Source organism: Brevibacillus sp. HB1.1, from assembly GCF_013332445.1.
GTDB classification, from domain to species: domain Bacteria; phylum Bacillota; class Bacilli; order Brevibacillales; family Brevibacillaceae; genus Brevibacillus; species Brevibacillus porteri.
Genome location: NZ_JABMIV010000003.1, coordinates 471,490 through 493,057, shown reverse-complemented (window position 1 = coordinate 493,057; position 21,568 = coordinate 471,490). Strand labels below are relative to the sequence as shown.

Below are 21,568 nucleotides of genomic sequence, written 5' to 3'. Positions count from 1 at the left end.
CAGAAACTTTCTTCATCTATGCGTCCTTTAAGTTAGTATGGAAAGGTATCTTCTATTATTGTTTTGGTATTGTTCTCCCAGTCTTCTCTTATCATTGCATACCCAACAGAATCAAATAATTGTCCGCTTTGTCTCCATGATCTACGATTATAAGATTCTTTTACAAATCCGCTATTAAAGAACGTTTTTCTCATCGCAAAATTATCATATCTAGTATGACCTTCGATTCTAATAATATGAGTGTATTTATTGAATATATAAGTACTCAACCAATTAAGGACATCCTTTGCTATTCCTTTGCCTCTAAACTTTTCTTTCAATCGCAAATCGAATAAACATATGGGATCTTCTAAATCAAAAACTCTTATTAAACCAATTTTTGTATGATTATCCATGATCCAAAATGTTTGGTTCCCATTTTCGTTATAATTTCCGTTGGCTAAATTTTCTCTTATAGACTCCTCAGTAGGATTCTCCTGTCCATGAAAACTCCATGTTTCTGATGTTAAAAATTCTACTAATTCATCAACCATTTTATTTTCAAACTCTAAATATATGTACATCGTTCTCCCCCTTGAATACCTACCTTCAATTAATGAAATCCACATACATGAAATTCTTTCACCTGTTAATAGTTAACTAAATGTTTTTTTCGATGAACGTAAGACTATAATTAAAAAGCTTAGCTAGTAACATTAACTTTGTCGATTGGGAAAATGGTGATGAAGATAAAGGAAGTGAAGATTACCCAGATTATATAGTCCAAGTTCAATTTATAAAGACATCCAATAGAGCTGATAGCATAGACACATATGAAGACAACATAAACTTTCAAGTGAGCAGCGAGGTTTGCGGTGGTATGTTACTTTGTGCTACTTACGGAACAATCTATGCCAATAATGAGCTAGAAGTTACGCATAATTGTTAATAAAAGAGTAACTGCCGCAAATACTCGTAGAAGGCCTTGAGAACTTAGGAGGATACATGTCCTGGAGCAAAGTGAAGAAACAACTGGAGAGCTTTCTCTGTCCTGCATTAGATGGAAGGGTCGAATACCGTGCAACCGGTTACCGTTATTTACCTGATAAATCCGGAATTTGTTATATTGCCGTAGATAAAAAGAACGTACTTAATATGAGTGATACAACTAGCTCAATCAAATGGTATCAGACGGAGCAGGAAATTAAGAATGATTCAGATATCCAAATTCCTATCACCAATGAAGAAATTGAAGCGGTCAGAAAAGATACCAAGGGAATCGTTCCAGAGGATCGTCTAAAAGTAATTGCAAGAAGTAGAAAAATATCAGAATATGCAAAGGAGCTTGTGTCAGCACAGGCATCATTAAGTAAATCAAATTTTATCGTTGTGGCTAATAGGTTTTTATCTATTTCTATAGAGGAAAGCATAGAGAGCAATGATATCTTATTAAATATTCTAGCCTTGGTGGACAGAAGAGTTGGAAAAAAGAGGATTTTAAATATGTCCGAGAAGATGAAGTTAAAGCATCCAATTGTGCAGTATTTTTATGAATTACGGCTTAGTACATTGTGAAAATAAATATCGTGTAAATGAGTATCTGAATAATATAGGAAAGCACCCAAGCGTGTATGCTTTGGTGCTTTCCTATCAAACCAAACTGTTAGGAGGGAAAGTAGCCCTTTTTAAATAATTCGTACCATTGATTCAATTCATCGCCTTCTAATACACCCAATCTCTCCAAGATATGTCTTGAAAACTCCAATGCACCGCTTCCATTCGCAGTGATGAGATTCTCGTCACGGATTGACTGACCGTCTACATAATGTTGATCTCCTCTGTAGTTCGGAGCCCCTTCCTTCAAATAAGGTAACGTATTGCCTGTATGTCTATGATTGTCCAAAAATCCGTGATTCCCTAAAAAAGTCGTAGCGTCACAGATGGCAGCGACAGGAATATCCTTGCTCACACAATACTCAACCACTACTTTTGCTTGCTGATTCTTTTCTTCTCTCCATCCCGTTCCACCAGGTATGATTAACATGGCGATATCCAAATTCGAATCGAATTCGCTTACGCTATAATCTGGAAGGACCGTTACCCCCCCCATCGAAACTTTCGGTTCCTGATCAATGGCGATTGTCTTTACACGATATCCTGTGCCTGGCTTGTTTAGCTCAGAACTGACGTAACTTGCCTCCCAATCAGCAAAGCCATCCGTAATAAAAATGAACACTTCCTTCAAAGTGATTCCCTCCTTGTCATGTTTTTACAAATCAATTATAAAACAACTTCACTGACAGTTATGGTCAGGAAAGAAAACGGAATTACATGAACATCTTGAAGCGATCAAGATGAAAACAAAAAACGTAAAACCATCACGACAATAATGCCTACGAGTACAGTTGCCAATAAACTACGTGTTTTTATCGCAATGAAAAAGGTTGGTATAGCTGCTAAAAGTTCAACGTTATTAGTGGAAAAAGAAATTTTTTCATCATGTTTAAATATCTCTTGCGCTACTAGAGCAGCCATAACAGATATGGGGACATAGCTTAACCATCGTGTTGCCCACTCTGGTAATTGAAAACGACTCAGTACCATAAGAGGAAGGACTCTAGGGATGAATGTAACAATAGCTGTTCCTACAATCACCAAAAAAACATCCCATCTTACTTCCATTTTTCCATCACCATCCCTATCGTTGAAGCAAAAATGGTAGCAACAATAACTCCCATACTGCCAGACAACACTGAACTGGCTCCCACAGCAATAACAACTGCGATTATCGCAACAACCACATCACGTTTCATTTTCCTTCGACTTAACATCGAAAGTACCAAAAGTCCAATAAACATCGCTGTCAAAGCAAAATCCAAACCAAATTTTTCAGGATTTGAAATCCATTGTCCGAAGAATGCTCCGGCTATATTAGCTGCGCACCAGTTTAGATAAGCCGTTATATTTAGACCGTGCATCCATTTTTCACTAATGTAATTCTTTTTTGCAGCTTCGTTGATAGCAACACCAAATGACTCATCGGTAAGTAGAGACCCTACTAGCATGTTCCTAAGCGGAGAAAGATGCCGAAAATATGGTGCTAGGGCTGCACTAAGTAAAAGATGCCGAAGATTAACAAAGAAAATCGTAATAATAATGGTGGTAATCGAACTGCTTGCTGCCATCATACCAGCAGCGATAAATTGGGCTGAACCAGCATAAAGAATTAAACACATCAGAGCTATCTCAGCTATACTAAGACCCGCTGTCCTTTCTATAACACCAGCAGCAAAACCAATACTTAAATACCCCAACAACGTAGGGACACAATCTTTTATACCTTGGCGAAAAGTATCCTTATCTCTTACATCTGCCACCGTTTCGATTCGGTCATTCGCTAAACCCATTTTATCCCTCCTTAATCTCACTCACATTGCAGGAGTTATCATCATAACTACTATGAAAAAGTGAAAGAAAATACGGTTCAAATTACTTGAACCGTTTTCCTGTGACCACATGGAACAGGTCAGGATGGTTAATCCAGACAGCTTCGGCTTTCTCGGGGCCAATTTCCTTCACTAATTGTGCAAACATGATGTCGTGCCTGATGTACTCCATTGCTACTAATACTAATGCTGGATCTTGTGTTTTTATAGCCCATGCAGCGGTATTTGGAGCGAAATTGGCTATTAATACTTCTTCATTGTCCCGGGAAACAATGGTTAAACGACCACTCATACGTTCCTCTGCTACTTTAGGAGACATGTAATCATGATGAGTGGTTGCACCTATCTCGGTATCGGGGGCTCCAAACAAAATAGAAAATACAGGGAGCCCCTCTTTTACCCGCTTATCTGCATCCTGTTTAATAAAAGAAACCTGTGGTTGCCAAATTGATAACCATAGTTCTTCTCTGGCTTTATTTATCATGTCAACCATTTCTGTGATAACCAGTTCATCACTACTAATGCGTCGAACCACGTCTACTTGCTGTTCACTTTCTAATGCAGATAGATTTTTTTCAAGATAATCAAATGATTGCTCGAAAGAATTACGCAATCGCGTGATTAATTCTTTAGCTGGCAAAGGCGAGTAGGTCAGAGGTTCAGAAGGTACCGTATAAACTGCTCCTTTATCTAACAATTTCCCTAATACTTCATAAATCATGGAACGAGGTACACCTGATCTTTTACTAATCTCATATCCCGTTATAGGAGACTGCTTTAAAAGTCCGATATATGCTTTGCATTCATATTGTGAGAATCCCAATTTCTGAAGTTCTTTATAAATTTCATCCAAAGAAAACCACCACCTTGCACACTTATCTTTAGTGATTATTGCAATAACCTCTAAGTTCTATGGTGGTTATTATAATAATCACTAATAATATAGTCAATAGGTGACATGAGTCATGGATTGGATGGTTATAATCTTAAGGGAACACCCGCCAATGAAAGAAGTGATATACGATGGATTTAGAAACGATCATGCAAGAGCTGGAAGCTCTCGGCAAGGAACGAACCAAGAAAATTTATCTATCCAATGGTGCTCACGAACCACTTTTTGGCGTGGCTACAGGCGCTATGAAGCCCATGGCGAGAAAAATCAAGATCAATCAACCCTTGGCTGAACAGCTTTACGCTACCGGGAACTACGACGCCATGTACTTTGCCGGAGTGATCGCAGACCCAAAAGCAATGACCAAGGCAGACTTTGATCGGTGGATGGATTCAGCTTATTTTTATATGCTGTCCGATTATGTGGTTGCCGTAACCTTATCTGAAGCAGATATTGCCCAAGAAGTTGCCGATCACTGGATCACAAGCGGCGAAGAGCTCAGAATGTCTGCGGGCTGGAGTTGTTACTGCTGGCTTTTGGGTAATCGCCCAGATCGTGAATTTTCCGAAAGCAAAATTGCCAATATGCTAGATACTGTGAAAAATACGATCCACGCTTCTCCCGAACGAACAAAATACGCGATGAATAATTTCATTTACACGGTGGGGACTTCCTATTTACCACTCCACGATAAGGCGATCGAAATCGCAAAGGCAGTAGGTCCTGTAGAAGTCCAAAAAGACAAAGCAAAAAGCAAGTTCCTAAACGCTTTCGATAATATTCAAAAGGCAGTAAGTAAAGGTCAGCTTGGCTTCAAACGGAAACATGTGAGGTGTTAATATCGTTGGTTTAGTCATGATTCAAACGGAGTAGCCCTTTAGAGGGTGCTCCGTTTTTTTGCGAGCAAGTCGAAGCGCTCTATTTGTAATAGTAGGCGAATGTAAAGGCGATACTGGTCGTATAGAGGCTTTTTTCTTACAAGCGAGATCAAACTCCTTCTCGAGACCGAGGTCAAAATACATCGACTGTGGGATGTAACTACTTCCTGTAGGGATATTATGGTATATAAGTCTCAAAAATACGGTACGAGGAGATGTAATCAGTGAAGGCATTAATCGAATTCAAAAAAGTAACGAAAGAATACAAAATCGGAGAAGTGCCAATCAAGGCGCTTAATGGTGTTGATTTTTCCATAGCAGAAGGAGAATTCGTCGTTATTTTGGGTGCAAGTGGCGCTGGTAAAAGTACGATTTTGAATTTGCTTGGCGGAATGGATATGGCTACCTCAGGTCAAGTATTTGTTGGCGATCAAGAAATCACCAGATTCAACGAAAAAAAATTAACGCAATACCGCGGTGAAAAAGTCGGCTTTGTCTTTCAGTTCTATAACTTAATTCCGAATTTAAACGCTCTCGAAAATGTTGAGTTTGCTACGGAAGTATGTAAAAACCATCTGGATGCGAAAGAGATTTTACATAAAGTTGGATTACAAAATCGTATGAAAAACTTCCCTTCCCAGCTCTCTGGTGGCGAACAACAAAGAGTTGCAATCGCGAGAGCTGTTGCCAAAAATCCATTGCTTCTACTTTGTGACGAGCCAACCGGAGCATTGGATTATGTGACAGGTAAGTCGGTCTTAAAGCTTCTCCAGGATTTGAACAAAGAAACGAAAAAGTGCGTCGTATTGGTCACACATAATTCCGCCATTGCTCCTATGGCTGACAAAATTATTAAGGTAAAAAGCGGAATGATTGAAAGCGTTACCATGAATCATGAAAAGCAAAGTGTGGAAGGGATTGAGTGGTGATAATGAAATTATTTTTAAAATTAGTAAGGGATATCAAACAATCGATCGGGCAATTTATCGCCTTTGTTTTGGTTATCGCAGTAGGAGCCTTTTTCTACGGGGGACTAGTAACTTATAGCAATAATCTTAGTGCTTATACAGAAGGTTATTTTAAAGAACATAACATAAGCGACCTACATGTATTTTACAAGCAAATTTCCAAAAATGATGTCGCTGCTTTAAGTGAAATAGAAGGCATTAAAAAAATAGAAGGACGTTATACCTTTGATGCCACGCAAGCCTTTGATGGTGATAAAGCTTTTTTAAAAATTCATTCCATCCCTGTCAAAAACGAAATCAACACGCTTGCTATGATTGAGGGCAGAATCCCGTCAAGAAAGAATGAGATAGTAGTCGATTCTCGTTATGCGAAAGAACATCTTTTTCAAGTCGGTGATGAAATCAGTATTCGTGCGAATGAAAGAAATCTTACATTTACCATTAGCGGCTTCGGTGAGAATGTCGAACATGCAAAAAAGAACGAAATACAAGACCATAAAACCTACGGAGTCGCTTATATTGCCGAAGAAACAATCTCTGAAATCTTAGGTGGCACCTCCTATAATGAAATCATGATCGATGCTACAGAAGGTTACGATATGGACAAATTAGGTCAATCCATTGAAGCACAATCCAAAAGCCTTACTTATGTAAACCAAGTAAGTAAAGAACGGACTTTCAGCTATTCAAAAATAAAGGAAACGATCCATAATAATAAATTGATGAGTATGGTTATCCCTTTCGTTCTCTTTTTGATAGTAGCCATTATCCTGTTTCTTACCATGTCGAGAATGATTGACTCTCAAAGAAACCAAGTAGGGATTATGAAGGCTTTAGGTGTCAAAAACAGAACCATCATGCTTCATTATATGGGTTACCCTGTGCTGGCAGGTATCATAGGCTCAATCATTGGGTGTGCTATTGCCGCTCTCGTATTTGTTCCATTCGTAACGGCATCAAGTGCAAGAGCCTACTCTCTGCCTGGCATTACCTACTCCCTTTCTTTTTATTCTTTCATCCCTCCCATTATTTTCTCCAGTGCTTTTGGAATCCTAGCGTGTTACTTAAGTGGTAGAACCCTATTAAAAGAACGTGCGGCTCAAGCTATGCGTCCTAAACCGCCAAAGCAGATGAAAACGCTATTGATTGAAAGAATTCCGGGTATTTGGAGTCATCTTTCCTATAGCTACAAACTCATTTTGAGAAATATTTTCCTAAATAAACCAAAAGCTATAGCGAGCTCAATTGGCGTTGTTGTAAGCACGGTCTTATTGATAACTGCTTTTGGCACTCAATCTGCCTTGCAACAAGTAGCTAGCCAAATCGAAGATGTTTATACGTATGATTTACGAGTAGATTATACGATCGGAACATCTGCGGATACGGTAAAGCTCCCCTCCGGTATGAAAAATCGTTATTCTCTATCCACCTTTCCTGTTGAATTCATAAAAGGTGATGAAAAAGATAATGCCACTCTCGTTGTTACGGAAAGAGAAAACTCTCTCATTCATTTCTTTGACGAAAATGATAATCGGATCACCTTAGAAAATAATGGTGTGCTGGTACCAAAATCCTATGCAGACAAATATCATATTTCAGCAGGAGATATCATCCATATAACGTTCAAGGCACCAGAGCTTACAAATAAATCTGTAGATATGAAGGTTTTACATATATCTACGCAGTATTCGAATCCTTCGTTTTATATCACACCAGACTATTTAAAGAGCTTTGGCATAGACTACAGACCAACCTCGCTTTTAGTTGAAGCAAATAGCTCTGTAGATCTTAATAGCGTTCGTACCTTCTTTGAACAAGATCCTCAAGTAGAAACCATCGCTGATAGAGATGATTTAAAGAAAACCGCTGAATATATTTTGAAACAAAACAGCTTTGTATTTATCATGTTTATCGTATGCGCCGTCATCCTCTCCTTTGGCGCCATCTATACGATCTCTTCCATCAACATTTATGAAAGGAATCGTGAGCTTGCAACCCTTAAAGTATTAGGCTACCAAAAACATAAAATAAACAGACTTATCTTTTTTGAAAACATCCTACTCACTACATTTGCGGTCATTGTCGCTTTACCGATAAGTGGCTATGTTTATGCCATGATTGTCAAAGCACTGTCTAGCACCCACCAACAGATCCCGGATCAGTTACATATTTCTATCCTATTGGTTTCTGTTATTCTTGCCTACTTGCTTACGATTCTCTCTAACTTGCTACTTCGTCGAAAAGTAACCAACATCAATATGATTGAGTCTTTAAAAAGTGTAGAATGAGCTGAGCTGTTTCATCCCCATCCCCCAGCAGAATAGGTCATCATCCGTTTCCATCCTATCCCTGTCTTCATACGATAAACAAAAACAGGGAGGAAACGAGGAATGCCCAAAAAAGTCTCGCTTTGTGAGCAGTTCTCCAGAATTATCAGGGGGCAATCCGGTTTTGCCGGCGGAAAATGCGTCGCGACCATCAATCGAAATCAAATAAAAGCGACCATTTTGGGGAAAAGATTTCGCGTTACGTCTTCTTTTTCATTCGAATCCTTCAATCAAAAAACGGGCAAAGCCCTCTGTTTAGGCAGAGCGGCATTCCTACAGAAAGAGGTCAATCCGTTCATTGCAGCCATTCGGAATCAAGGCATAAAAGTCTCGTCTATCCATAATGAATGGTTATTCGATCGTCCCCGCCTGATATATGTAAATGTGGAAGCGGTTGATAAACCTCTTGCTTTCGCAAGAAAAGTAAGGCGAGCATTAGATGCCATTCCTTCATGAGAATAGAAAGAAGCGAGTCCTCTCTGTCACCGCAGGGAGGATTTTTTCGTCTCTAGAACATAACAACTCGATACGCTATAATGAAAAACAACCAAAAATAGGAATTATAGTGAAAATTAGTTCTTACTCACACCTCTTACTAGAAAGGATTGATTCTCTTGGATACACAGATCATCGATATAGGCGTAAACCTGATGCACCGTTCCTTTCAGCAAGATCGCGATGAGGTCGTTACCAGAGCTGAGAAGCAAGGAATTTACCCATTAATTTTGACAGGGACAAGCTTGAGAAACAGTATGGATGCCTCCCGATATGCAAGTCGCTCCAAAGGAAAGCTGTACACTACGGCAGGTATTCATCCTCACGATGCAAAAAGCTGTGATGAATCGACGATCAAAAAATTAAGAGAACTGGCATCGCTTCCCCATGTGGTAGCGATTGGAGAGTGCGGGTTAGATTATAACCGTGACTTCTCGCCGCGTGATATTCAAAGAAAGTGGTTCATTGAACAAATTTCCCTGGCCACAGAGCTTCAACTGCCGTTGTTTTTGCATGAACGCGATGCTCATCTTGATTTTATCTCGATTCTGAAAGAGCATCGTCAAAATATCAATCGTGCGGTTGTGCACTGTTTTACCGGAACCTCCAAGGAAATGGATACGTATTTAGAAATGGACTTTCATATCGGGATTACGGGATGGATTTGTGATGAAAGACGTGGGAAACATCTTCGGGAGCTTGTCCAAAAGATTCCCTTGAATCGTTTGATGATTGAAACGGACGCGCCATTTTTAACCCCTCGTGATTTGAAAGAAAAGCCTGTGGATGGTCGGAATGAGCCAATGTATTTGAGACATATCTTACACGCGGTCGCACAATGTATGGGGTTGAGCCCTGAGGAAGTGGCCAGCGCAACTACCAAGACTGCGAAAGAATTTTTTAACGTATAGGTAGTTTTCGCAGGAGGGCCTCGCGCCCTCTTTTCATTTTGTGACAAGACAGTAAAAATAGAATTGCAGAACCAACGCTTTCGAAATCGTCCGAACTAAATATTTCATCCCATGCCTCACTAAAACAATCCCTATCAGCGAGCTCTTCTTATGGAGCGAAAATGTGGATCAAGAACAATCAACTGGTCCCACAAGGCTGGGTTGTTACCGATCGCTTTAACACGCAAATTCAAATCACTTTTATGGGCTAAAGACCGCTACTAGAGTGGGACGCGACTAATCTGCGTCCCGCTTTTTCATTGCGGCTGTTTTTTGACTCATCTATTTTTTTACAACTCGATTACATCCCCATGCTATGCTTTACGGGAGGTGATCCAAAGTGGCAACCATCCTAATTGTCGAGGATGAGATTCCAATCAATGAGCTCATCAAAAGAAACCTACAAGCAGTGGGACATAGATGTATTTCGGTAATGGACGGAAAAGCGGCACTGGAGGAGATGGACAAGCACGAGGTGGATCTCGTTGTGCTGGACATTATGCTGCCGGAGTTTGATGGATATGAGGTTTTCCGCCAAATTCGTGGGACGCCCACTATTTTTTTGACAGCGAAAAGTAGCCTGTCGGACAAGGTAAAGGGACTGACTCTCGGCGCAGATGACTACTTGGTGAAGCCTTTCGAGATGCTGGAACTGCTGGCGCGCGTAGATGCGGTGTTGCGACGAACGAAGAAAACGAGCAAGACGTTTGAACTCGATGGGGTCCGAATCGAATTTGAGAGCAGACAACTATTTCTCCATGATCATCCGGTAGATTTCACCCCCAAGGAATTCGAATTGCTGGAAGTCCTGGTGAACAATCGGAATATTGCCCTTTCCCGTGAAAAGCTGCTGGAGCTCGCATGGGGCTATGACTATGTTGGGGATACAAGAACAGTGGACGTTCATATTCAAAAGCTGCGAAAAAAGCTGGACATGGAATCCCGAATTAAGACAGTCTATAAAATGGGGTATCGTCTTGAGGTCTAGATTAACGAAAAACTATTACAACTCCCTAACAACTCCATGACGATTCGATAATTCCTCCCTCTTATACTTCTAACTGTGATCACAACCAAATAATGAAGGAGAGGTTCATATGAAAGTCAAACAAACCATTTTGGCAGTCACCGCAATTATTGGCACCAGCACATTGCTGTTTCAAGGATTCGTACAGGTCGTAACGGCTTCGGATTTCAACAAAACGAATACGATCCCTACCAGCTATGCGAATTATGCAGTTGCTTCCTCCCAAACGCCACAAAACAGTTTGCCGCCCGGATACAAAAAAGCGAATTATACCGTGAAAGCCATGAACAACCAAATGCCAACGAGTAAAGACCTTACAAAAGAAGCGGCGGCGGAAATCGGAGCGAAAGCTATTTGGCGGATGTATGACCAGAGCCTGGAAGGAAAGGTGGTAGAAATGACATACCAACCCCCACGTGAAGACCTTCCTCGCGCACACTGGTGGGGTGAAGTAAAATTCAATGACAAGCTCAATTATTATTTCTCGATCGACGCTGTTACCGGAGAATATTTCAGCATGTTCCGTGAGAGAACGTTCACAGAAAAAGCGACCTACGATGAGGAGCTTGCGAAAAATCCGCAGGAGTATGTGGACCTAGCCAAAAAGGCAGCAGAAAAGTTCAATATTGTCAACGGTCCAGTCAAGTCCGCTGTATACGAATTCCAAAGCATGGTCGAGAACAATGACCCCCTCCTATCGGCGAAGATCACAGGCGAGAACGGTGAAATCGCCACTGTGTATATAGCGCGCAAAGATAAAGAGTTCATCGGCGCCACCTATCATGCTAAAGAAAAGTACAAGGACCACCCCAACCAAATAATATCCTATCCTGAGATCGCCGAGCCAAAAAAATAAGGAAGCCTTTTCAGCCGCCACACCGTGCTGGCGGCTTTTTCCCATGAGTTGCGAGCTCTCTCATGAAACCAGAGGTGAAACGAAAGGAAATCTATGAAATACCGGACCTTTTTAACAACCCTTGCCCTTTTTTTATTTACATTCAACCTAGGGATCGTCATTATATCGATCACGACCTTCAAAGACACAATCCATCGTGCACAAGAAAGAAGCTTGGATGAGCATTATTTCATCACCTCTGCGCTCCTCCAAGATTTTTATGCGGTAGGAGGACGCGGAACGGATATCGACAACTCCATCCCGTCTCTGCTCCAGCCTTACAGCTATCTTGCCGGGGATCAAAACGTGACATTGGTACTTTTTAAAGACAAGGAACTGGTCTATTCAAATTCGTCTGTCTTATCGGTCCCAAACGGGTTTCCTGAGCTGCCAGGTGACGGCAGCAGACTCGTTTCTGTGCAAGAATCAGACGGGAACACCTCAGTCCTCGTTTCAGGAAAGCTGCCTGCTCCCTATGATGTATATACAATGGTGTACCTATACGACATAACAGATGAGATTGCTGCCTGGAGGCAAATGAAAAACATGCTGTTTTTCGCAGGCTTGATGGTTTCTGCTTTGTTTGCTTTTGGTCTTCATATATTGCTGTCTAAACTATTTAGACCACTCTCGCAAATTTCACAAACGTCCCGTCAAATCGCGGCTGGTGCGTATGATACCCGTCTTCCCGTGTCTGGACAAGACGAGCTGACTGAAATGGCGCAAAGCTTTAATCACATGGCAAAGGAAATTCAGAGTCAAATCCAGCAGTTAGCGACAGCCGCTCAGCAGAAGCAGCAGTTTATCGACAACTTTGCACATGAGCTTCGCACACCGCTCACGACTATTTACGGCTATGCAGAATACATACAAAAGGTGGCTCGCACAGAAGACGACAAGCTGTTTGCCACAACCTATATCATGTCTGAGAGCCGCAGACTTCAACAGATTGCGTATCGTTTGCTTGAATTGGCAACCCTTCGTGAAAACAAGATCGAGCCAACGACTGTACAAATAAAGCAGCTGTTTCTTGGCGTCGAGCAAGCTCTGTCTCTTATGGCAGCAGATCAAAGCGTTCGGATTACTTCGGAATGTCACTTTGATTCGTTGGAGTGTGATCCTGATTTCATGCATATATTGCTCGTCAATTTCGTAGATAACGCGTTGAAGGCTTGTGGTACTGGTGGACAAATCAAGATGGCTGCTTTTCTAGATCATGGACAAAAAGGAATAATGGTCGAAGATAATGGAAAAGGAATGTCAGCAGAACATCTCCTCCACATAACAGAGGCATTCTATCGCGTAGATCCCTCCCGCACTCGCAATGGCGGCGGGGCGGGATTAGGCTTGACGCTTTGCAAACAGATTGCTGATTGCCATGGGGCAGAACTGAGCTTTTCCTCTGAACCGGGGAAAGGGACAATAGCCAAACTGATCTTCCCCGCCAACTAGATCTATGCGAGAGAACAAAGACACCTGACTGATCATCTGAGGTGTCTCATTTTTTTATTTTGAAAGTGAAAGATTGTCAGCAGCTTTTCCGTCTATACAGTGACAAGGAGGTGTAACACCAGTGGAGGATCATACTGGCGCACGAATCGAGCAATGGTTTCACTCATACAGCCAGGATGTATATCGATTTCTCGTCTATTACACGGGACGAACCGATATCGACGATCTTGTTCAAGAGACCTTTATTCGTGCCCTGAAAGCCATACACGACACAGAGGTTGAGAATCCCAAAACGTGGCTGTTTGCCATAGCACGAAACGTAGCCATCGATGAAAGGCGCAAGACAAAACTGATTAGCTGGTTGCCAGATATCTTCTTGCAGCATCTCGTTTCGCACGACAAAACACCGGAAGAGTCGCTGGAGTTAAGTGAAAACAAGCGTCTGCTTTATGAAATGATCAATCAGTTAAAGTCTTCTTATCGGGACGTGTTGATACTCAGAGGGATCAAGGGATTATCGAGCAAGGAGACTGCGGAGGTTTTGGGATGGACGGAAGCCAAGGTCAATCTCACAATGCATCGAGCGATAAAGTCGATTCAAAACAAACGAAATGTTTCGATTGCGGAGGTGATGAACGATGCCGTCACGTGATGAACAGATTGTTCTGGAAGAATTGAATCAATTCCCGGAGCAACTCCTTTCACGGGAACGAAGCCAAGCAATATTAGAGGGTGTGCGAAAAGAAGGAGGTAGACTTCAAAAAGTGAACAAACGAAGAGTGTACTACGGATGGATGGCAAAAGGATTGATCACCTGCGGCCTGTTGCTCGGTTTTTTCTGGATGAAACCATTTTCTGTACCAGCAGAGTCAACGAGCAGTGCAGCTTTAACTCCCGAAGAGCAAAAGTATTTTACGGCTGCCCAGCAGGCAATCACTACGGCGAGTGGCATTGAGAAGAACTTTCCTTTTGAAGAGATCGAGAAAAACGAAGAGTCCTTTGTTGTACAGACAAAGGATGACGCAACCTGGGTGCTTTTTAAGCCTGATACGACAGAGGTGATTGCCGTCAAAGCAACTTTTGCCATCCAAGAATTGACGGAACCTTATCAAAAATATGTAGAGACTGCACGTGAAGCCTATAGGGTTACGAAACAACCGGTTAACTTCGAAACAACAGAATTTTATAAAAGAAAAGACATAGCTATTCTAAGCTTTGACTTGGATCAAGATCAGGATGTTGATGTTGATTTATCTACAAACAAAGTCATTGATTATACCTTGAATTACAACCCTAAGGATGCAGATCAAAAGTCTCTGGACATCGCGCAAAAAGCTTTGACGCGCTTCACCAATAAAAATGATCTCTCCTTCACCCTAGCCGTAAAATCATCAGATGAGAAAGAGGATAGGTGGACGTTTCACAACGAGCAAGAAAGATATGAGGTGGAAGTCGGAGCAAAAACAGGCCAAGTATATGATGTGCAGCATGTAACGGAACACAAGCATATTATCATCAAATCAATCGATGAAGCGATTCCCGTCACGAAGCCGCTTATTCAAGATATTTTTGGCATAGACACTACTGGGTACAAGGCTTATGGCGGCAAGGATTGGGGCGGCTATATATTGAGAAGTGACACTCCTGGGAAACCACGTTTATCCATAAAGCTTTTTGATAGGGATGTTGGAACGATTTATGGGATCGGTATAGAAAGAGACTGACTTTGAGTTCGGAGGTCACAGCAAAGGAGCAACGGGTTCTATATCGTATATGGAACCCGTTTTGTTACACGCTCATGCTTTCATATATTTTTACTTGCACGTATTTCTTCGATTCGGATTCAAAATTAGCGCATCATCTTCCAGCTCAAACAATTTATCCAACAGCGCATCCAAGCCATGCTCCAATTTATATTCCATCTCTTCTTTATACAAAGGAATCAAGAAATAGGCATGAACCTTGTTCCCATCCTTGGTGGGAATGACGCTGATCTCTTCGGATAGCTGAAACAGAACGACTCCATTTAAGCCAGTGCCATCCGCATACGGTACATAGTCCTCATAATTTGGTATCGTATGTCCGTATCCCAACCACGTATTGTACTGGTGAGGAAAACGAGCCATTTGCTTCATCAGCCTGATCGGCCAGTAGTTGTTTTCATCCTGTAGTGATTCTTGTGTCAGCTCCCAGGAAGCCGGCAAAAATATCATCACTTCTGCTCGATCGAAATTCTCTTCCATCTGCTCCTGTATTTCATCCGGGATCGTCATCGGTAAATCACTCATCCCAGTCGTATACAGAACCCAAAATGGTTCTTCTTCTGTAGGACTCATTACATTCACATCAATATGTATCATATCGGAAATAATTTCGTGAAAAACACTGCTTTCTCTTCCCGCAAATACCGTCTCAAAGTGGGCAACAATTTCTTCTACATATTCCATGGGAGCTGGAGGTTCATAATCAGCTTGTTCGTTATATGTGTAAATCGCAGTGCCGTCCCCTGACTTTTCTCCGTTGTTCGTACCGCCGAATAGCTTCTTGAAAAAATTCATCGCAAATCCTCACCTTCTCATATTTAGACGCTAGGTCCTCTCTATTGTATCGGCATGAGATACACCCAACATTTACCTTATCTTTGTAATTCTTGCAAGGGAATTTCGAATCAACTTGCACAAAAAAGAGGGGCGCCACTCTAGCGCTCCTCCCATTTCCTTCTTATTTCAGCACCATATAGTACCTGATCTCCTCTTTATCTACCTCGAATCCAACCGATTTGTATAGAGACAAAGCAGTTTCATTCGTCGTTTCCACCATGAGATACGCGGATTTCAGTTCATGCGATTTTAGATATCCCAATGCTTGTGTCAGTAAAAACTTCGCAAGCCCACGCTTTCTCCAAGGTTCCTGTACGAAAACATCCTCGACTACTCCTTCTTTTTCCTCCTGCCATGCCATCAAGCTGGCAGCAATCGTGTCGTTTTGACGAATCACCATGGATGTCCAGAGCGCCTTGTTCTTGTATTCAGAAAGTCTTTCAAACCCTAAAGGAGCGTCCGGCCAAATCGTGGCTTCCAGATCCAAGTAATCTTTTTCTTCCTGTGCGCTCTCCATTTTCCAATACGAAAAGTGAAAGTTTTCATTCAGCGTTAACGCGGGGATAGGTTCTAGTAAATCACGCTTCATCTGAAACAAGCTATTCCAATGGGTATAGCCCTTTTGGATAAAAAAGCGGTTGTTTTCTAGTTCGGATGAATCGTTACCGACACACAGCATCGTTTGATATTCACTTGGCAACGTTTCTTTTACTTGCAAGGCTCTTAGAAATAGGTGCTGATACACGTTTTCTAGCAAATCGAAGTCATTGTCTCTTTCCGGTAGCGTCTTCAGATTCAGGTAGATCGAATGCTTATTTGCTGCTGAACGTCCAGGAGGGATAATCGTAATAATACTGACTTGACCCTTCGCCACCATCTTTCCATTTTCAAATGCACAATAGACATTACTCCAGTTTGCTTCTTCACCGACCCACCAAAACGTGGCGTTCTCTTTTGAGGTAACGGCTTGATATAGCTCGCCAAGTAACGAGAAGTCTTACTTTTGAAAATTACGAATATTCATGTCAGTTGATAATTGACTCACAATAATCCCCCTTTCATCCTCGGGGAATATCGCGGGTTTGCGGGCTACTTACGCGAGTTCCCCATCAAAAATTTGCCCTTTGTTAGCATGTACCCAATCACAATAAACGCCTCCTTTAACAATTGTTACCATCTGAATTATCATACCGTGTCCCTTCTTGGCTATCAAACCATTTTTCTATCAGGTTAGAATTCATCTTGCGAGAAAATTAAAAACCAAGTAAACTTTATCTCATTTACTGGTGGTATGAAAATTATGGAAGTGATCAATTTCACAGGCGACTTCGAAAAAATTGGGGAGAAGGAGTTTCCTTATGGACACGAGAATCCCAGAAAGTGTTAGACCATTCTTACATGACTATACGCAGCGACTCATGGCAGAACTGCCTGATGTCATCTACGGTGTGTATTTGTATGGCTCTATTGCGCTGTCAGGCTTCGAGGAAGATAACAGCGATATTGATTTTGTAACGATTTTGCATAGTGGGTTAACGAATACAGAATTAAAAACGCTCAAGAACATTCATTATGCTCTCCAAAACGCTAACCCACTCGCTAAAAGAATGGACGGCATGTATATCAAGCTGGATGACATCGGAAAAACCAATCCATCCTTGGAGCCTTATCCTTACGTTGACAATGGGACATTCAAATCATCCGGCCACTATGATGTTAATCATGTGACGTGGTGGATCCTCAAGCAACAGGGCATTACCGTTATGGGGAAAAGTATTGAAGCATTACACATCCCGACCCAGTGGTTTGATGTCGGGGAAACGATGAAATACAATGTCCATGATTATTGGTCACCGAAAGGAAAAAGCATGCGGAAATTCTTGCTCGATGGTTGGGTAGACTTCGCCGTTTTCACCTTATGCCGAATCTATTACGCGCTCATCCATGAGGACATTATTCCGAAGAGAAAAGCGGTAGAACAGGCTCTGCAAGAACTCCCAAATGAATGGCATCTTTTACTGAAAGAATCCTTGCGAATACGCTACCAACCAAACGAACCATCTTTATTTTCGAACAGATTCAAGCGGGCAAAGGAAACCCAGCGCTTTATACACTATATCTGCGAGCTGTCGCCTAGTAAGAGGGAATAACACCCCACAAAGCATGGCGCACAGATCATCCCAAGACTCCACCTTGGACCAAAGAAAGCGTACAGCGAGCTGAAGCTCTCCGGAAAAGCCGCTTTACATAAGGAAGGAGATTTGCTTGTGAAGATCATGGAGCATTTGCACCTTGAGCATTTTAGACAGATGGAACAACTCGAGCTTCAATACTATGATGCTGAATTTATTACACCGTACCAAGAGAGCTACAATTGGTATTTGTTTCGTCCCGATTCGGTCGTTGCGATCGAAGAGAATGGGCGCATCATCGCTTTTATGAACCTACTTCCCGTCAAGCCGCATATCTACCTGCAAATTGCACAAGGGACGTTTAAAGACAGCCTGATGACGACAGCGGATATCGAAGATTTAACTACTTCTCCCGAGCAAGTCTATTATTTTCTGTCCTGTGTCGTTGTCGATCAATCTTATCGGAAAAGCCCTGCCTTGCGCATGATGCTGCATCATTATCTCGATGTACTGGCTCATGTCGAACAGAGTGGCTGCCGCATCCAATCGATCATCATGGACAATATCACCAAAGCAGGCAATCGGTTCGCTCAGCGCCTGTGCATGAAACATGTCTGCATAAGCGACCACGACTCTCATATACATGCCTCGGACTATGAAGGCTTCAAACAGCATGTGCATGCGAGTTATCCCATGCTTTCTCGCTAAAGGCTTCGCATCGACTTGGTGCGAAGCCTTTTGGCGTATGCTACTTATAGAGTGCCATCCTTTCTCGCAGCCTCTCTTTTGCAAAAGTTCTTAATTCCGCTGGCTCCACTACCTCCATATGTCCGATCATATCCAAAATATCGCGACATGCTCTTTCATAACTGTACAAATTAACCGTCAATTGCTCGTAATCTCCCTGCTGCACAGCGAAAATCACCTCCAGCCTCTCTCGCACGGCCAGCTTTTCAGCATGCAATCTGATCACTACAGGAAAATATTCGACTTCACGACAAGCCTGCTTGAACGCCGCCTCCTGATTCGTCCAATAACCTGCCAACGAAAAGCTTTCCGGAATCTCGCATGCCTCCTCCAGTACATGAACAGAAGGAATCCGCTCGCACTTGAATGTTCGAATCTCCTGGGCGTTTTCACAGTAAGCAACGAGATACCACTCCGTTTTTTTCACGACGAGACCGTAGGGACATACGGTACGTGACGAGCTGCTCCCATCCATTTTGCGGTAGGCAATGACGACTTTGCTTGATCGCCAAACCGCTGCCCGCAAAACCTCCAGATGCGGTATGACTACTCTCTCTTCCCACCACGGCGTCTCATCGAAATAGAAACGCTTCTTCGCTTTCTCGATATCCGGCCGATAAGTCTGCGGCAATGTCTTTTCCAATTTGAGCAAAGCAGACGTTAATTTGTGTCCAGTCTCGGTATCCTGTCCAACATGAATCCCCATCCCGGTCAAATACAAGTGCACGACATCATCGACGTACAGCTGTTTCAGATTGACCGTATATCCTTCCATCAAATAAATTCCACCGCTAGGTCCCGAAGTTGCCGCGATCGGAATCCCTGCCTGGGACAGTGCGTCAATATCCCGATAAATCGAGCGAACAGACGTCTCCAGTGCTATAGCGAGTTCTTTTGCTTTCATTTTTCCTCTTGATTCAATCAGCAGCAAGATCGCAATCAATCGATGCAGTCTCATCCCCAGCCTCCATGACAAAACGACCACTCTATTTTTCAACCCGGTCAAATTGATGACACAATGCTGTCAACAATACAAAGATATCATAGAGCTATCATTATGGGAGGGATGCAAGATGAACATTGCGGTATTAGGAACTGGCTTTGGTGCGTATCATGCGCATCTACTGAAAAAAATGAATGGTGTAGATAGATTAGTAGTTTTCGGTCGGAATGAATCGAAGCTGCAAAAGTTGAAGGAAGAGCTGCATGTGGAAATTACGAAGCATATGGACGAGATCATGTGCGATCCTACGATCGATGTCGTGGATATATGCTTGCCTTCGCAGCTGCATCGGCAATTCGCAGTAGAAGCACTCGAAAACGGAAAGCATGTATTCTGTGAAACACCGGTTTGCTATACGCTAGACGATGCATTAGCCATGAAGCATGCAAGGGACCGGTCGGGGAAAAAGCTGTTGGTAAATCAGTTTATCAAATTTGATCCGGCGTACGCCTACCTTCGCAGCGCTCAGACAGAAAACAAGTACGGACAGCTCCTCTCCCTCTCGCTCAAAAGAGAAACAGCTCCTTTATGGGGGGATCTAGGCTTGTCCTCCATTACAACCAATCTGATGATCCACGAGCTGGACTTCGTAACATGGCTGTTCGGTCGCAATGCCAATATGAGCGCATGGGGGACAGAGTCATCGGATAAAAAACAGTCCATCGTCCACTCGCACTTTCATTACCCTGATGCGCATGCTGAAATAGTCGCCTCCTCGCAGATGCCGACCTCGTACCCATTCACTGTCGGTTACGAGGCGTACTTTGAGAAGGCAAAGCTCGTCTTTCAGGAAGCTGACAGCCATGGTCAGACCGAAACTTTTTTATGGGAATACACGTCCTCAGGCAAGAATGAGCTCGTTCTAGAACCTGTCAATCCGTATGAAGAGAGCTTGCGTCATGCCATTCAATGCTTTGCGGACCATACACAATCGATCATCGATGTTGATCATGCAGTCGAGTCTTTGGAGCTCGCGCTTGCACTACAGAAACAGCTTGCGCGCCAGTAAAGAATCAAAACCTCCATGAAGCGTCTTTTCATGAAAGTTCGTTGCGTGCTCTTTAATTAATGACCTTGCCTGTCGTGGCTTCTATTGCCCATGGCTGTTCTGAATCCCGTCGGATTTGAAAAGCAAGTGCTGGCTCCGCCCCTTTTTCCGCTAGTAAGTATACGAGTTCCAGTGGAGCATGCTGTACAAATAGAACAAGTGCCTCTTCCTTGGAGAGCGTTTTTGCTGTCTGATCCGTATGTATCCAAGATAAATCCGAAAAGTTGCCCGTAAGCTCGGTATTAAAATCCATATAATACCAGATAATGAATCACATGGAAATAGGCGTGTTATGCCGACAACTTTGGGCAGCCAGGGCATATGATGACCAGTAGAAACAAGGCACAAGGCTACTACGGGAGGTAACTAACTTGAATCTGACATTAAATCGACTCAGTCTGACGAATGTGGATGACGCTGCTGGTGTGTGGCAATATGAAGGTGGTAAAGTGTATGATGGAAATAACCATGTAGCCTATTACGCGAGTACGAAGCGCACCGTGCATCAGGGAACTGAAGCGCAGAATACGGCAATGCTCACATTGACAATATTCTTTTATGGTCTCGAGAATATTACGCTCCAAGGAAGTCATGACTACAGCTCTGGCAGGCAAATTGGAAGCGTTAGCGCTGCTTCATCTCAATTTGCTTCTTCTATTGGTAAACAGTTCACAGTATCAGGAACTAATCTCGTTATTCAGTGATTTTAGGCGATCTCAAAACAACTTT

The 21,568-nt window shown here is 42.5% G+C and carries 23 protein-coding genes and 1 pseudogene; 15 read left to right on the top strand and 9 right to left on the bottom strand.

Annotation, left to right across the window (positions count from 1 at the left end; genetic code table 11):
* Positions 1-32: 32 nt before the first annotated feature.
* Positions 33-563 carry a GNAT family N-acetyltransferase gene (locus tag HPY27_RS12200; protein WP_174225100.1) on the bottom strand — a complete coding sequence of 177 codons (531 nt, stop codon included), beginning with the start codon at positions 561-563 and terminating at the stop codon, positions 33-35.
* Positions 564-984: 421 nt separating this feature from the next.
* Here HPY27_RS12200 and HPY27_RS12195 point away from each other — a divergent pair, with 421 nt between their 5' ends.
* Positions 985-1,554 carry an SF0329 family protein gene (locus HPY27_RS12195; protein ID WP_174225099.1) on the top strand — a complete coding sequence of 190 codons (570 nt, stop codon included), beginning with the start codon at positions 985-987 and terminating at the stop codon, positions 1,552-1,554.
* Between the two features lie 88 nt (positions 1,555-1,642).
* Here HPY27_RS12195 and HPY27_RS12190 read toward each other — a convergent pair whose 3' ends face one another.
* The 4 genes from HPY27_RS12190 to HPY27_RS12175 form a co-directional block, all read right to left on the bottom strand.
* The gene (locus HPY27_RS12190; RefSeq protein WP_174225098.1) at positions 1,643-2,224 is read right to left on the bottom strand and encodes a type 1 glutamine amidotransferase family protein; all 582 of its coding nucleotides are present in this window, start codon (positions 2,222-2,224) and stop codon (positions 1,643-1,645) included.
* 104 nt (positions 2,225-2,328) lie between these two features.
* Positions 2,329-2,661 carry an AzlD domain-containing protein gene (locus tag HPY27_RS12185; protein ID WP_106835213.1) on the bottom strand — a complete coding sequence of 111 codons (333 nt, stop codon included), beginning with the start codon at positions 2,659-2,661 and terminating at the stop codon, positions 2,329-2,331.
* The gene (locus HPY27_RS12180; RefSeq protein WP_106835212.1) at positions 2,652-3,386 is read right to left on the bottom strand and encodes an AzlC family ABC transporter permease; all 735 of its coding nucleotides are present in this window, start codon (positions 3,384-3,386) and stop codon (positions 2,652-2,654) included. Before HPY27_RS12180 ends, HPY27_RS12185 begins: the two co-directional genes overlap by 10 nt.
* 82 nt (positions 3,387-3,468) lie before the next feature.
* Positions 3,469-4,278 carry a TrmB family transcriptional regulator gene (locus HPY27_RS12175; RefSeq protein ID WP_174225097.1) on the bottom strand — a complete coding sequence of 270 codons (810 nt, stop codon included), beginning with the start codon at positions 4,276-4,278 and terminating at the stop codon, positions 3,469-3,471.
* Between the two features lie 170 nt (positions 4,279-4,448).
* Between HPY27_RS12175 and HPY27_RS12170 the strand changes: the two genes are divergently transcribed.
* The 10 genes from HPY27_RS12170 (at position 4,449) to HPY27_RS12125 (ending at position 15,033) form a co-directional block, all read left to right on the top strand.
* Complete coding sequence (locus HPY27_RS12170; protein ID WP_174225096.1) at positions 4,449-5,156, top strand: DNA alkylation repair protein; 708 nt, start codon at positions 4,449-4,451, stop codon at positions 5,154-5,156.
* A 263-nt stretch (positions 5,157-5,419) separates the two neighbouring features.
* Positions 5,420-6,124 (top strand): ABC transporter ATP-binding protein, encoded by a 705-nt coding sequence (locus tag HPY27_RS12165; RefSeq protein ID WP_174225095.1) that lies wholly within the window; start codon positions 5,420-5,422, stop codon positions 6,122-6,124.
* A gap of 2 nt (positions 6,125-6,126) precedes the next feature.
* Entirely contained in the window at positions 6,127-8,451 is a 2,325-nt protein-coding gene (locus HPY27_RS12160) for an ABC transporter permease (protein WP_174225135.1), read from the top strand.
* 102 nt (positions 8,452-8,553) lie between these two features.
* Complete coding sequence (locus HPY27_RS12155) at positions 8,554-8,946, top strand: DUF1259 domain-containing protein (protein ID WP_173622766.1); 393 nt, start codon at positions 8,554-8,556, stop codon at positions 8,944-8,946.
* Between the two features lie 149 nt (positions 8,947-9,095).
* Positions 9,096-9,896: a TatD family hydrolase gene (locus tag HPY27_RS12150; RefSeq protein WP_371813462.1), complete on the top strand. Its 801-nt coding sequence runs from the start codon at positions 9,096-9,098 to the stop codon at positions 9,894-9,896.
* Positions 9,897-10,275: 379 nt separating this feature from the next.
* Positions 10,276-10,923: a response regulator transcription factor gene (locus HPY27_RS12145; RefSeq protein ID WP_174225093.1), complete on the top strand. Its 648-nt coding sequence runs from the start codon at positions 10,276-10,278 to the stop codon at positions 10,921-10,923.
* Between the two features lie 109 nt (positions 10,924-11,032).
* Positions 11,033-11,818 carry a hypothetical protein gene (locus HPY27_RS12140; protein WP_174225092.1) on the top strand — a complete coding sequence of 262 codons (786 nt, stop codon included), beginning with the start codon at positions 11,033-11,035 and terminating at the stop codon, positions 11,816-11,818.
* A gap of 93 nt (positions 11,819-11,911) precedes the next feature.
* A complete protein-coding gene (locus HPY27_RS12135; RefSeq protein WP_017250087.1) occupies positions 11,912-13,309 on the top strand; it encodes a sensor histidine kinase in 1,398 nt (465 codons plus the stop codon).
* 121 nt (positions 13,310-13,430) lie between these two features.
* On the top strand, positions 13,431-13,961 hold the full coding sequence (locus tag HPY27_RS12130; RefSeq protein ID WP_174225091.1) for an RNA polymerase sigma factor: 531 nt from the start codon (positions 13,431-13,433) through the stop codon (positions 13,959-13,961).
* Complete coding sequence (locus HPY27_RS12125; protein WP_174225090.1) at positions 13,948-15,033, top strand: hypothetical protein; 1,086 nt, start codon at positions 13,948-13,950, stop codon at positions 15,031-15,033. Before HPY27_RS12130 ends, HPY27_RS12125 begins: the two co-directional genes overlap by 14 nt.
* A gap of 90 nt (positions 15,034-15,123) precedes the next feature.
* Here HPY27_RS12125 and HPY27_RS12120 read toward each other — a convergent pair whose 3' ends face one another.
* On the bottom strand, positions 15,124-15,867 hold the full coding sequence (locus HPY27_RS12120; protein ID WP_017250084.1) for a suppressor of fused domain protein: 744 nt from the start codon (positions 15,865-15,867) through the stop codon (positions 15,124-15,126).
* Between the two features lie 163 nt (positions 15,868-16,030).
* Positions 16,031-16,933, bottom strand: a pseudogene (locus tag HPY27_RS12115) (GNAT family N-acetyltransferase).
* A gap of 334 nt (positions 16,934-17,267) precedes the next feature.
* Here HPY27_RS12115 and HPY27_RS12110 point away from each other — a divergent pair.
* Complete coding sequence (locus HPY27_RS12110; protein WP_174225089.1) at positions 17,268-18,059, top strand: nucleotidyltransferase domain-containing protein; 792 nt, start codon at positions 17,268-17,270, stop codon at positions 18,057-18,059.
* A 126-nt stretch (positions 18,060-18,185) separates the two neighbouring features.
* Entirely contained in the window at positions 18,186-18,749 is a 564-nt protein-coding gene (locus HPY27_RS12105) for a GNAT family N-acetyltransferase (protein ID WP_217437964.1), read from the top strand.
* A gap of 40 nt (positions 18,750-18,789) precedes the next feature.
* Here HPY27_RS12105 and HPY27_RS12100 read toward each other — a convergent pair whose 3' ends face one another.
* Complete coding sequence (locus HPY27_RS12100) at positions 18,790-19,746, bottom strand: helix-turn-helix transcriptional regulator (protein ID WP_174225087.1); 957 nt, start codon at positions 19,744-19,746, stop codon at positions 18,790-18,792.
* A gap of 115 nt (positions 19,747-19,861) precedes the next feature.
* Here HPY27_RS12100 and HPY27_RS12095 point away from each other — a divergent pair, with 115 nt between their 5' ends.
* Positions 19,862-20,800 (top strand): Gfo/Idh/MocA family protein, encoded by a 939-nt coding sequence (locus tag HPY27_RS12095; RefSeq protein WP_174225086.1) that lies wholly within the window; start codon positions 19,862-19,864, stop codon positions 20,798-20,800.
* Positions 20,801-20,852: 52 nt separating this feature from the next.
* On the opposite strand, the gene HPY27_RS12090 is transcribed toward HPY27_RS12095, so the two are convergent.
* Entirely contained in the window at positions 20,853-21,092 is a 240-nt protein-coding gene (locus tag HPY27_RS12090; protein ID WP_254612882.1) for a hypothetical protein, read from the bottom strand.
* 118 nt (positions 21,093-21,210) lie between these two features.
* Here HPY27_RS12090 and HPY27_RS12085 point away from each other — a divergent pair, with 118 nt between their 5' ends.
* Entirely contained in the window at positions 21,211-21,543 is a 333-nt protein-coding gene (locus HPY27_RS12085; protein ID WP_017250076.1) for a hypothetical protein, read from the top strand.
* The last annotated feature ends 25 nt before the right edge of the window (positions 21,544-21,568 follow it).